Source organism: Ruegeria sp. AO1 (genome assembly GCF_056535985.1).
This window is the reverse complement of sequence record NZ_JBQFJC010000001.1, coordinates 2,798,567-2,810,907: the sequence shown is the minus strand read 5'-3', so window position 1 is coordinate 2,810,907 and position 12,341 is coordinate 2,798,567. Positions and strand designations below refer to the sequence as shown.

Sequence of the window (12,341 nt, the reverse complement as noted above, 5' to 3'; positions counted from 1 at the left end):
ACAAAAAGTCTAGCGGAGCATCCAAGTAGGACTGCGCAAACGCAGGCTTGCACAGTCGCCATAAATGGCCCTTTGCCAAATCGATTGGTGATGTCTGACATAAACTCGAGCGATATGGGGCCTTTTAGGGGCTGCAACACGCGCCCGTGTTTTTGAATCCGTTCAATCGACCATGTACACCGTTTCGCCGGTTTCTATTGCCCGTTGCGCCGCTTGTCCCATTCTGACCGCCCAGAGGCCGTCGTTCAAACTCACTTCTGGTTGAGCTTTTTCGCCACGAAGCACGGCCAAGAAACCTTTGTGCTGATAGTAGGTCGACCCATTATGATCACCAGCCGCCAATAGGTTCGGGTCCACTGGAACGTCCATTGATACGGGGCCTTTGGGATTGCGCGGACTCACGATTACGCGCGGAGGTGGAGGAGCGCCCAAGTGATCCTGCCAAAAGCGCACCGGTCCTGGAACCAGCGCTTCGATTTTAGCGTCTGGTCCGACGGCTGATATCTCTTCCTGATAGCGAGAGCCTTCGGCAAACATGCAGAGTTCCAACATCGCGCGCGCACCCGAGGCAAAATCCACAAGAACATAGCCGTGATCCAGAATATCTGGGGTTTGACCATCGTAGCTCTCGTCCAAATGGTTCACTGCCTGCCCACCACTTGCCGTTATGCGTACCGGGTCGGATTGCAATATTAGACGCATGAGGTCGAAGAAGTGGCAGCATTTTTCGACGAAAGTACCGCCAGTATTGCGGTTGAAGCGGTTCCAGTGGCCGACCTTGTCCAGGAACGGAAAACGATGCTCGCGGATCGATAGCATTTTAATACCACCTGTCACCTGAGCCTTCTCGATCAGAGCAGCAACTGGGGGCATGTACCGGTATTCCATCGCAACCCAAATCGGGTGAGGGTAATCGCTCTGCAACTGCTCGAGACGGGCCCCGTCTTGCGGGTCGGTGAACAATGGTTTTTCCACCAAAAGCGGAAGCGGACGTGTTTCAGCGATCTCGCAAATCTGGTCCACATGAAGGTGGTTTGGGCTTACAATGACGACGCAGTCCAGTTCTTCAATCGCCAGAAGCGCTTGTAGGGAACCCACCATGGCCGCATTTGGCGCAATTGCCTTGGCGGCATTTGCCATTTCTGGATCGGGCTCAAAGATCGCTGCTACATTGGTGCCTTCCAGCAATCCGATGTTGTGCAGGTGCTCTTGCCCCATCATGCCGCATCCAATCAGCCCGTAATTGATGGTCCGGGTCATGTGCGATTCCTTTTACTTCAAACGTTGTACGTAGTTGGCCCGATCTGGGTCGAACCATGTTTTTGAGAATTCAACGGGTTCGGCGTTTTCCGACCAGCTGAACCGCTCGATGTAGCCTACCGATTGGCCCGCGGGTTTGGTGAAGTCAGGAGGTGTCCAGTCCGGTAGCGGCTGGACCGAGACTCTGTCTTCGGCTCTTGCGATCCAAAAGCCCAATTGGCGCTGATAATAGCGATAGAGTGAGTCGGAGAGTAGGCTCTGGTCGATCAGGCCCGCTGATTCGTCTAGCCAAATTTCCTCGACTGCGATGATTGTATCATTCAGGTAGCGCATCCTCCGGACGCGCGAACCGGCATCAGAAGCCCCGAATTTCGGCAGATCGACGGGCTTCTTCAGATGGTCAACTGAAAGGATATCCGCACGTGGCAGGCCTCCACCTTCAGGTAGTTCCAGCCTGAACATTGCATAGACGCTATTTTGTGTGCCGGTTTCGCGGATGTAGTTGCCTGAGCCCTGGATACGCTCCAACATCCCCTTTTTTTCTAGCTCCGAGAGCGATTTTCGGAGCGTTCCAACCGAGACATTCAACTCCGCCGCCATCTCACGCTCGGGCGGCAAACGCTCACCATCAATAAGACGCCCGGCAGCGATGTCGCGGATCAGAAGTTCCGCGATCTGAATATATACCGGCAGGGCATTGGGGTTTCGGTTGGAGGCAGGCACGGCAGACGCTTCACTCGGTCGCAGGAGAAATTGATACACTATTGATCTACATCAAAGCGATTGCTACGCAAGAGGAAAGTCAAAGATGTACGGAGCGTGAATCAAATGAGCATCGTCCCCATCACATCCCCCGATCTGGATGCGGCCGAAGTTTCGTGGTTTGCCGCGCTGTGTTCCGATGACTACCAGTTCCTTGGCGTACCCGATGGCGACCTGCGGTCAAGTTGGGAGCATTGTTCCGGCATCGTGAAAGAGGCCGAAGCGCAGGGCTTCCGCAACATCCTATGCCCGTCCTCCTATCAGGTCGGTCAGGACACGCTTAGCTTTGTCGCGGGCTGCGCCCCAATCACCGACCGGATCAACCTGCTGGCCGCTGTACGCTGTGGCGAGATGCAACCGATCATGCTGGCCCGCACCATTGCGACGCTGGATCACATGCTGAACGGGCGGTTGACGGTCAACATCATCTCCTCCGACTTTCCCGGTGAGAAAGCTGACAGCGCGTTCCGCTATCAGCGCTCGCGCGAAGTGGTAGAGATTCTGAAGCAAGCCTGGACGCAGGACGAGATCAATCATGCAGGCGAGGTCTATAACTTCTCAGGTCTGACCACTGACCCGGCCAAGCCATACCAGGTTGGAGGGCCGCTGCTCTATTTCGGTGGTTATTCCCCCTCTGCGCTGGACTTGTGCGGCGAGCATTGCGACGTCTACCTGATGTGGCCAGAAACCAAGGACCAACTTGCCGAGCGGATGAAGGCCGTTCATGCGGTCGCCGAGAACTACAACCGCACGCTGGACTACGGTTTGCGTGTGCACATGATCGTGCGCGATACCGAGGCCGAGGCGCAGGAATATGCGGATTTCATCGTCTCGAAGCTGGATGACGAATATGGTCGTGCAATCCGCGAACGGGCGCTGGACTCGACCTCTCTCGGCGTGGCGCATCAGGCCAAGAACCGTGATCTGGCCGATGAATATGGTTATGTCGAACCCGGTCTCTGGACCGGCGTTGGCCGTGCGCGGTCTGGCTGTGGCGCAGCGTTGGTCGGGTCGACCGATCAGGTTATGAGCAAGATTGAAGAATACCAAAAGATGGGCATCCGCGCCTTCATCTTTTCGGGCTATCCGCACATTGACGAAGCCAAACATTTCGGCGCCCGCGTGCTGCCCAACCTGAAAACCTGTTCGCTGCCCGAAGCTTATGGGCGCGTGCCTGCAACTACCCCGGCGACCCCGCTGGGCAACGGAGTTCGTCGCTGATGCAACGTGTGAAACTATCTGACTCGCTGGAAATGAGCCGCCTTGTCTATGGCATGTGGCGCTTGGGCGACGATGCAGACACATCGGCGGCGCATGTCGAAGCCAAGATTCAGGCCTGTCTGGATCAGGGTATCACCACCTTCGATCAGGCCGATATCTATGGCGACTATGGGGCCGAGGCGGTTCTGGGCAATGCCCTGCGCGCCAATCCCGGTCTGCGCCGGCGAATGGAGATCGTTACCAAATGCGACATCGTCGCGCCCTGTGGCCGTTATGCAGACGCCAAGGTGAAATACTATGACACCTCGCGCGCGCATATCGTGAAATCGGTGGACACGTCCCTGTCCGAAATGGCGATTGACCATATCGACCTGCTGTTGATTCACCGCCCTGATCCCATGATGGACCACCATGAGACCGGAGCGGCTCTGGACGAGGTCGTCGCCAGCGGCAAAGTCGGCGCGGTCGGCGTTTCGAACTTCCGGCCTTGGGATTGGTCCCTGCTGCAATCGGCGATGAAAACCCAACTGGTCACCAACCAGATCGAGGTCTCTCTGGGTGAGATCAGCCCCTTCACCAATGGCGATCTGGCATTTCATCAGCAACATGGCCACCCACTGATGGCGTGGTCTCCGCTGGGCGGCGGTTTGTTGATGGCCGGAAACCCGCCGGTGGGCGTTGTCGCGGATGAAATCGCAGCCGAGTTCGGCGTGGATCGCGCCGCCGTTGCCGTGGCCTTCTTGTTGGCGCATCCAGCCAACATCCTGCCGGTTCTGGGCACCAACAATCTGGGCCGGATTAAACGTGCCTCGGACGCGTTGAAAGTCAAACTGGATCGTGAAAGCTGGTACCGCCTCTATGAGGCGGCGCTGGGCCATGAGGTGCCATGATGAATGCAATCTCAAAGGACATGACCCACACCTTCGTTCCGCATAAGGACGACACCCGCACTCTGCGCGACGCTTTCGGGCGTTTTGCGACCGGTGTCACGATCGTCACCTGCGACAGCGCGGACGGGCCGGTCTGCATTACGGCCAACAGCTTTTCGTCGCTGTCATTGGACCCGCCCTTAATCATGTGGGCTGGCGACCGCAACTCGCGCCGCTTCCCCTATTTCCACAACGCCCGCCATTTCAGCGTGCATGTGCTGTCCTCGGAACAGGCCGAGCTGTGCTTTGGCTGTTCTAAAGACGCCTTTGCCCTGCGGGACATCAAGCATGAGCGGTGCGAAAACGGAACGCCGATCCTACCGGACTGCCTGGCGCGGTTCGAATGTGAACAACACGCGTATCACGATGCGGGCGATCACGTTATTGTGGTGGGAAAGGTTCTTAAGGCCAGCATGGCGGACGGAGACGCGTTGACCTTTTACGCCGGGAAACTCGGCCAATTCGCGCAGCACTAAGCGCGATTTGACGACCGCGGGACATACCCGCGGCTGAACAAGGGAGGATCCGCATGAGCGGACTGGCATCGGTGCTTGCACCGATTGCATTCGTGAACGAAACCGTGCTGCGTCTGGGCCGCGCAGTTGGTGTTGTTGCGATTGCACTCATGGTGATCGCAATCCTGATACAGGTGTTCTTCCGATACGTGCTAGGCAATGCTTTGCCTTGGCCGGATGAGGCTGCGCGGTTTTGCATGTTGTGGATGACCGGCCTTATGGCCCCCACCGCGTTCCGGCGTGGCGGCTTTGTGGCCATTGATATGCTGGAGCGCTTTCTGCCGCGCTTGATCGGCCAATCGCTGAACCTATTCCTGCTGCTGATTTCGCTCGCCGTCTTGCTGGTCGCGGTCAATATCGGCTGGTCTGAGGTCACTGGCTTTGGCGGCAGATTCGCCACCGCCGCGCTGTACCTGCCCACCTCTTTCGGGTTCGACGAATGGTACCGCATCCCCCGCAGTTGGATGATGGCCTCGTTGCTGGTGGGGATCATCCTTCTGATTTCGGTGAATATCGAGCTGATCCTGCGATCCTTCATCACTCTGCTGGGCGGGGGTCACCTGTTGCCCGAAATTCCTGACGCGGCAGTGGGGGCCGAATAAATGCTGATCTGGTTCCTGCCCACCTTCCTGGTTTTCCTGCTGATCGGCCTGCCGGTCTTTTTCGCCCTTTTGGCCGCGCCCGGTATCCTTCTTTGGCTGAACGGCCAGACCAACGACATCACGTTGCTCTATCGGAATGTCTATAACGGGATTGACAGCTTCCCGCTGATGGCGATCCCCTTTTTCATGCTCGCCGGAGAGCTGATGAACCGCGGCGGCATCACCATCCGCTTGGTCGAGTTCAGCCAGGCCCTGATGGGCCACCTGCGCGGCGGTCTTGCGCATGTGAACGTCCTCAGCTCGATCCTCTTCGCGGGCCTCTCGGGGTCCGCCGTGGCGGATACCTCGGCGCTTGGGTCGATGCTGATCCCGGCGATGGAGAAACAGGGCTACACCCGCAAATTCGCCGCCGCGATCACGGCGGCCAGTTCGGTGATCGGACCGATTATCCCACCTTCGGGCATCATGATCATCTACGCCTATGTCATGGGCGAAAGCGTCGCCGCGCTGTTCCTTGCGGGCATCGTGCCGGGCGTGATGGTCGGCGTTGGCCTGATGCTGATGATCAAACTCATGGCCGACCGTTATGACTTCCCGGTGGCCAGCCGAAAATACACATGGCCCGAACGGCGTCAGGCCAGCCTGAAAGCCTTCTTCCCGCTCATGACACCCGTGATCATTCTGGGCGGTATTCTGGGCGGTATCTTCACACCAACCGAGGCTGCCGCCGTCGCCGTGGGCTACGCCTTCATCATCGGCTTCTTCGTCCTGCGCACGCTGACATGGAAAGAAGTGCCCGAGGTGCTCAGCAACGCAGGCATGACTTCCGCCGTCGTCCTTCTGCTGGTCGGCGCGGCGATGGCGTTCAAGACGGTTGTCAGCCTCAGCCATGCGCCGGAACAACTGGCCTCGCTGATCCTCAGCTTGTCGGAGAACCCGCTGATCCTGCTGTTCCTGATCAACCTGCTACTGTTCATCGTCGGCATGTTTTTGGATGCAGGACCCGCGATCATCATCCTTGGTCCGATCCTTGGTCCGATCTTCACCAGCCTCGGCGTCGACCCGATCCACTTCGCCATCATCATGAGCGTCAACCTGACCGTCGGCCTCGCCACACCTCCAATGGGCTTGGTGCTGTTCGTGGCCGCCGCCGTGTCGCGCGAGCGGGTCGAAACCATCGCCAAGGCGATCCTGCCGTTCCTGGCCGTTGAAATCATAGTGATCTTCCTGATCACCTATATCCCCGCACTATCCATGACGATCCCGAGGATAACGGGATTTGCAAACTAACTGAGTTCCATAGGGAGGAAACGCATGCTCAGAGATTTTATCAAAACCGCAGCGGTGGCCACATCGCTCGTGGCCGCGTCCGCTATGGCCGCCACAGCCGCCGACTACACGCTGCGCGCCACTGCCAACTCGAACGAAAATGACGAAGACTATGATGGTCTGATTGTCTTCAAGAACTATGTCGAGGCCGCCTCGAACGGCGCGATTGAGGTCGAGCTGTTCATCGGCACCCAACTTTGTTCGAACGGCGCGGAATGCCTGCAAGGCGTGGCCGATGGCACGATCGACATCTATATCTCCACCTCGGGCGGGGCCTCGGGCATCTTTCCTTACGTGCAGGTTCTGGACCTGCCTTACCTGATGGCTGATGACCGCATTGCCGAGCATGTTCTGTCGGGTGATTTCACCCGCACCATGCGCAACATGGCGCTGGAGGACTCGGGCGGCGCGATCCGCTTGATGACCATTGGCAACACCGGCGGCTGGCGCAACTTCGCCAACACCCAGCGTCGCATCGCCGAGCCTGCCGATATGGAAGGTCTGAAGATCCGCACTGTGGTCGCCGACCTGCCGCAGGAGCTGGTCAAAGCCTTGGGCGCGTCGCCGACTCCGATCCCGTGGCCGGAACTGTTCACAAGCTTTCAGACCGGCGTGGTCGAAGGCTCCAAGAACGGCATCACCGACATCATGGGCATGAAATTCCCCGACGCGGGTCTGCAATATGTCACGCTGGACGGCCACGCCTATATGGGCGCACTGTGGTGGATGAACAACGCCAAGTTCCAGGAGATGCCTGAGGATATGCGCCGCGTCGTGGTCGACGGTTTCTATGCGCTGCAACAGGCCACCTTTGCCTCGCCCAAGCGCAAGTCGATTCAGGCCTATGAGGATTTCGTGGCAGGTGGCGGCGATCTCTACGTCCTGACCCCTGACCAGAAAGCCGCTTTCAAAGAGGCTGCAACGCCAGTCTATGACTGGTTCCAGTCCAACGTGGCCCGCGGGGACGAGATCTTTGCGGCGCTGACCGAGGCAGTTGCTGCGGCTGAGGCCGATGTGAACGCCTCACGCGATGCGGATCTGAACTAAGCGAACAGGGCCGGGCGTCGCGTCCGGCCCTCACCGAAACGGGTACATCCACCCTTTGTAGTCGTTGACCAGCACATGCGCCCTTTCGATCTGCTCTGGCGACATTTTCTTGACCACTTCCTCAAGGCTGATCGCTGCATCGGGGTCGCCGCCGATAGCGCTGAGCGTGTACCACATATAGGCACGCACCAGATCGGGCGCGGGCATACCCAGACCCAATTCATAGTACCAGCCAACGCCCGACTGCGCCCCCGGATGCCCCTTCATCGAGGCGCGCAGATACCATTCAAAGGCGCGCTCGTAATCCTGCTCGACCCCGAGACCCAGCCCGTGCATCACGCCGATCAGCTCCTCAGCCTCGGCGTTGCCCGAGCGAGCGGCTGGAAGAAGCTCCTCACGCGCGGCTTCGAACTGTCCGGCTTCCATCATGTCGCGCGCTTGCTCCAGTTCCGCCAGAGCCGGAGACGCAAATATGCAAAGGGCAAAAACAAGCTGACGCATGGGTTGGTTGCTCTCTTCTGGGTCGGGGCCGCTGCGGCACAGGATTTGCCGCGACCGTTAACCGATGATGACTTTATCCCATTTGATATGGAACAGGCCGCCGTTGGTCATCAACTGTTTTACGACCCGATCCTGTCGGGCAACCAGAACATCAGCTGCGCCCATTGCCACCACCCGGATTTCGGCACCTCTGACGGGTTGTCACTGGGCATAGGAGAAGGCGGGCAGGGGTTGGGACTGGACCGCACACCCGGCACCGGGGCAGACAGAATACGCAAACGCATCCCTCGCAACTCTCCGGGCTTGTGGAACCTTGGGGCCAAGGAAATTCACACAGTCTTTCACGACGGCAGGCTGAGTATTTCAGACGTCTACGGCAACGGCTTCAATTCCCCAGCGCAGGAGTGGCTGCCCGAGGGCCTGAATTCCCTTCTGGCGGCACAGGCTCTGTTTCCCCTGACCTCACAATTCGAGATGGCAGGCAATGTGGCCGAGAATGAGGTCACAGGCGCGGTGCATGATCGGATAGACAAAGGCTGGCCTATTCTGGCGAAACGCGTCCGCACCGATCCACGGTATGGTCCGGCCATCGTCGCCGCCTTTGACGAGGTCGAGACGACCGAAGACATCACGATCACGCAAGTCGCCAACGCTCTGGCCGCTTTCATGGCGATCGAGTGGCGGAGCACCGACAGCCCGTTTGATCACTACCTCGAGGATGACACGAATGCCCTTTCGCTGGCCCAATTGGATGGGATGGAGCTTTTCTACGGCAAAGCCCGTTGCTCCAGCTGCCACGCCGGACCTCTCATGTCAGATCAGAAGTTCCATGCTTTAGGTTTGCCGCCCTTTGGACCGGGCCGCACCCGGCAGTGGGATCCTTTCGTCCGAGATGTCGGCCGCATGGGCGAAAGCAACCGCCTAGAGGATGCCTATAGGTTCCGCACCCCTATGTTGCGCAACGTTGCCCTGACCGCGCCCTACGGTCACAATGGAGCTTTCCCCGATCTTGAAAGCATCATTCGCCATCACTTGAACCCACAGGCAAGCCTAGACAGTTGGAGGCCTGAAATGGCTGCTTTGCCCGAGGTGCCATGGTTGCAAAAAACCGATTTCATAGTGTGGGAGGACGACTATGAAATGGAGCGTCAACGCAATAGAAGCGACATTGTTCCAATCCAACTCACGGAGGTGGAAATTCAAAACCTGATTGCTTTTCTGCATTCGTTGACAGGTACCAGCGTAGATTCATTGAAGTTCGGAGTGCCGAATGGATTTATTCCTTAGCCATCCCTCACATCGGCAAGGCTCTGTCGGAGAAGTCGTACCCTGCCGTCCTTTTTGGTTTTCTCTTTTGGGAAGATCTTGGGATGAAATGATTTGCAGAGAAGAAGACTCTGTCGAGCGTCGCGATACAAAAAAAGGTATCTAAAACGGTATCAAACCAATTTGATCTGACAAGATAGGTCTAGACATCTGACGCACTGTTCTTGTGAGTGGCGTGTTTCCAGTATGGGGCAATTTCCCCACTGCGATCCTTGAATAGGGCTCCAAGAATCCGTCGCAAATTCTTGTCGACCCGCACTTTATATGAGGGTGCAAGCGGTCCCAAAGTTGCAACGAAATTACGCACCAAGGCGGAATTTGGTCGGTGTCATTCCGGTTTGACCTCGGAAAAAGCGAGTGAAATGGGACTTGTCGGAGTAGCCAAGGAATAGACCGATCTCCGCAATTGTCATCTTGTCATCTCTGAGGTGCTCTTTGGCGACATCGACACGCAGCCGTTTGATTTCGCGGGGGAGTGTTGTGCCTTGTTGTTGAAGCGCTTTCAGAAACCGTTCCGGCTGTATTCCCAGTAGTCCGGCCACAACCTCTGGTCCCAGATCGGTTTCGTCCAGTTTGTCGCGTAAGACGGATCGCAAAGCGGCCACCACCGTTACTTCTTCGTTTTGTCGAGCTGAGGCTATGTGTTTAGCAGAACCCTCAGAGGCATGATGCAGAAACAACCATTCCACAGGAAAACTGATTTGCATTCCGGGATCAGGTCCCAAGCCAACCTCGATCCCTTTGTAGTTGACCGGTAGACCCGTAATATACCGGCTTTCCCACCGCACACGCGAGGAATCCCAGGACTCTCCGACCACAGTCTCCAGAAGCCGTACATAGATTGCGGCTCCAAAACCGGTCACTTGAATGGGTGGGACAGCGGGTTCCTGTTGCCTCTCGATACGATAGGTTGCTTTGTCTGCTTCGATTACAAGGCTGTGCCGCACGGAATTGGACTCCTGCGGGACAAGCCCAACAAAGCGGGTAAAGAACTCGAACAGCGAGTTTGTCGATTGTAGGGCCTGAGCGAACGGAGGCCATCCCCGCAGGTCAAAAGTCTCTCCTACATTCAGGCCAAGGTATCGGTCGCCTGACACATCAGAGAAGGCGTTTAGCAGCCCGTAGACCAGCTCTGAGTGGACATAGACAGAAGGGTCAGACAACAGTTCGGACTTCAAGCCGACCTGATTCAAGGCGGGTTGCGGATCGATCTCGCGGTCAGTGAGATACTCCAGAAACGGAGCCGCCAATGCGAGGCGAATGAACCCTTCGCTATGCTCTTGAGAGGTGGAGTTGAACGGCAATCTCGTAACCCTTTCAGGATCAAATGCTGTGATCAGTGGCCATTTTTGCAGTCACATTCGAACATCCTAATGCGAAACTGGCAACCGAGGCAAAATTTTCCGGGCTACAGTTGGCAAAACACGAATATGAAGGGAGTACTTATGTCCGGTCTGCGAATGTCTCTTTGCTCGGCGGCAATTGTCGCTGCAGGTCTCTCTGTTTCAGCGCCCGCACAAGCTCAGGATCAGGAAGAACCCCAAACGCTGTTTACCAACGTGCATGTCTTCGACGGTGTGAATGAACAGCGTATCGAAAATACCAGCGTTCTGGTCGAGGGCAACCTGATCAAGGCCGTCTCAACTGATGCGATTGATGCCCCCAATGCCACGGTCATTGACGGAGAGGGACGCACACTGACCCCCGGCTTCATTGAAAACCATGCACACCTGATGCTGCCGGGGCCCACATTACCCGCGATGGAAGCCAACAGCACTTGGGAAGACCTTGCGATTCACGGCACTCAAATGGCTGAGATGTACTTAATGCAGGGTTTTACCACCGTACGAGATGCAGGTGGAGCTAACGGAGGTCTTCGTCGCGCAATAGACTCTGGGACCATTGCCGGGCCGCGTTTTTACCCTGCGGCTGCTTTCCTAAGTACGCGTGGTGGTCATGCTGATTTTGCCAACTTTACGGCGCCTGTCGGCCAGTCTTCAAACTTCAGCCGCCTGAACATGGCCCAAGAAGTCGATAGTGTCTCTGAAATGTATAAGTTTGCTCGAAACAACTTCCGGATGGGAGCAACACAACTGAAGTACATGCAATCAGGCGGTGTAGTTTCAGCATTTGACCCGTGGCAGTTGTTGGCTGGATCGACGGCAGAACTAGAAGCGGCCGTTCAGGTTGCTAGCGAATACGAAAGCTATGTCATGGCCCATTCCTATCGCAAGGAAACGATTATGGCGGCGCTGAATGCTGGTGTTCGATCAATTGAACACGGGTTCATGTTTGATTGCGAAATATCGGCTCTGATGGACGAGAAAGGGGCCTATATCACGACCAATCTCACCGCATTTGATCCAAATCTCTTCGATATTCCTGCCATTCGAGATGTCCCAGCCAGCTTGCGAAAGGCACAGTCAGCTACGCAGGCTTTTGGCGGGTACATTAAAAATATGAATGAGTGCCCAGCTAAAAGAGGGTTTCACACGGATTGCGTAGGTTCCGTAGCCGCCTGCAATATTCAAATTGCCTATGAAAAACATCTCAATAATGAGTTCTTTGGCTCTCACGCCTCGCTGGTCGCAATGACATCTACCGGCGGTGAAATCGCCGCTTTATCCGGCCCGTTCATGAACCCCTACCCCGAAGGCAAGCTGGGTGTGATCGAAGAAGGCGCCTATGCGGATATCCTGCTGATCGACGGTAACCCGCTCGAGGATTTCTCGGTGGTTGGTACGGGTGATCAGTGGTTCGGCGCCGACCCGAGGCCTGAAAGCCCTGATACGATTCGACTGATCATGAAAGATGGCGTTATCTACAAAAACACACTGAATTGACCTGTC

The 12,341-nt window shown here is 56.7% G+C and carries 12 protein-coding genes; 8 read left to right on the top strand and 4 right to left on the bottom strand.

Annotation, left to right across the window (positions count from 1 at the left end; translation table 11 throughout):
* Window positions 1–162: 162 nt before the first annotated feature.
* Window positions 163–1,260 (bottom strand): Gfo/Idh/MocA family protein, encoded by a 1,098-nt coding sequence (locus ACR3FB_RS13950; protein ID WP_480565832.1) that lies wholly within the window; start codon window positions 1,258–1,260, stop codon window positions 163–165.
* Between the two features lie 12 nt (window positions 1,261–1,272).
* Complete coding sequence (locus ACR3FB_RS13945; RefSeq protein WP_480565830.1) at window positions 1,273–1,983, bottom strand: GntR family transcriptional regulator; 711 nt, start codon at window positions 1,981–1,983, stop codon at window positions 1,273–1,275.
* A 105-nt stretch (window positions 1,984–2,088) separates the two neighbouring features.
* Between ACR3FB_RS13945 and ACR3FB_RS13940 the strand changes: the two genes are divergently transcribed.
* The 6 genes from ACR3FB_RS13940 to ACR3FB_RS13915 are packed head-to-tail and all read left to right on the top strand — an operon-like array spanning window position 2,089 to window position 7,665.
* Window positions 2,089–3,243, top strand: a complete 1,155-nt coding sequence (locus tag ACR3FB_RS13940; protein ID WP_480565829.1) for an LLM class flavin-dependent oxidoreductase — start codon at window positions 2,089–2,091, stop codon at window positions 3,241–3,243.
* Window positions 3,243–4,133, top strand: a complete 891-nt coding sequence (locus tag ACR3FB_RS13935) for an aldo/keto reductase (RefSeq protein WP_480565828.1) — start codon at window positions 3,243–3,245, stop codon at window positions 4,131–4,133. Before ACR3FB_RS13940 ends, ACR3FB_RS13935 begins: the two co-directional genes overlap by 1 nt.
* The gene (locus ACR3FB_RS13930) at window positions 4,133–4,648 is read left to right on the top strand and encodes a flavin reductase family protein (RefSeq protein WP_480565826.1); all 516 of its coding nucleotides are present in this window, start codon (window positions 4,133–4,135) and stop codon (window positions 4,646–4,648) included. Before ACR3FB_RS13935 ends, ACR3FB_RS13930 begins: the two co-directional genes overlap by 1 nt.
* A 53-nt stretch (window positions 4,649–4,701) precedes the next feature.
* Window positions 4,702–5,289: a TRAP transporter small permease subunit gene (locus ACR3FB_RS13925; protein WP_170378747.1), complete on the top strand. Its 588-nt coding sequence runs from the start codon at window positions 4,702–4,704 to the stop codon at window positions 5,287–5,289.
* Window positions 5,290–6,579 (top strand): TRAP transporter large permease, encoded by a 1,290-nt coding sequence (locus ACR3FB_RS13920; RefSeq protein WP_480565825.1) that lies wholly within the window; start codon window positions 5,290–5,292, stop codon window positions 6,577–6,579.
* Between the two features lie 24 nt (window positions 6,580–6,603).
* On the top strand, window positions 6,604–7,665 hold the full coding sequence (locus tag ACR3FB_RS13915; RefSeq protein ID WP_170468684.1) for a TRAP transporter substrate-binding protein: 1,062 nt from the start codon (window positions 6,604–6,606) through the stop codon (window positions 7,663–7,665).
* Between the two features lie 30 nt (window positions 7,666–7,695).
* Here the strand turns inward: ACR3FB_RS13915 and ACR3FB_RS13910 are convergent, their stop codons facing one another.
* Entirely contained in the window at window positions 7,696–8,166 is a 471-nt protein-coding gene (locus tag ACR3FB_RS13910; RefSeq protein WP_480565823.1) for a tetratricopeptide repeat protein, read from the bottom strand.
* Window positions 8,167–8,169: 3 nt separating this feature from the next.
* On the opposite strand from ACR3FB_RS13910, the gene ACR3FB_RS13905 reads away from it, so the two are divergent.
* Complete coding sequence (locus tag ACR3FB_RS13905) at window positions 8,170–9,453, top strand: cytochrome-c peroxidase (protein ID WP_480565822.1); 1,284 nt, start codon at window positions 8,170–8,172, stop codon at window positions 9,451–9,453.
* A gap of 338 nt (window positions 9,454–9,791) precedes the next feature.
* Here ACR3FB_RS13905 and ACR3FB_RS13900 read toward each other — a convergent pair whose 3' ends face one another.
* Window positions 9,792–10,796, bottom strand: coding sequence for an AraC family transcriptional regulator (locus ACR3FB_RS13900; RefSeq protein ID WP_480565821.1), 1,005 nt, complete (start codon window positions 10,794–10,796; stop codon window positions 9,792–9,794).
* 141 nt (window positions 10,797–10,937) lie between these two features.
* Here ACR3FB_RS13900 and ACR3FB_RS13895 point away from each other — a divergent pair, with 141 nt between their 5' ends.
* Window positions 10,938–12,335, top strand: coding sequence for a metal-dependent hydrolase family protein (locus ACR3FB_RS13895; RefSeq protein ID WP_480565820.1), 1,398 nt, complete (start codon window positions 10,938–10,940; stop codon window positions 12,333–12,335).
* Window positions 12,336–12,341: the final 6 nt, after the last annotated feature.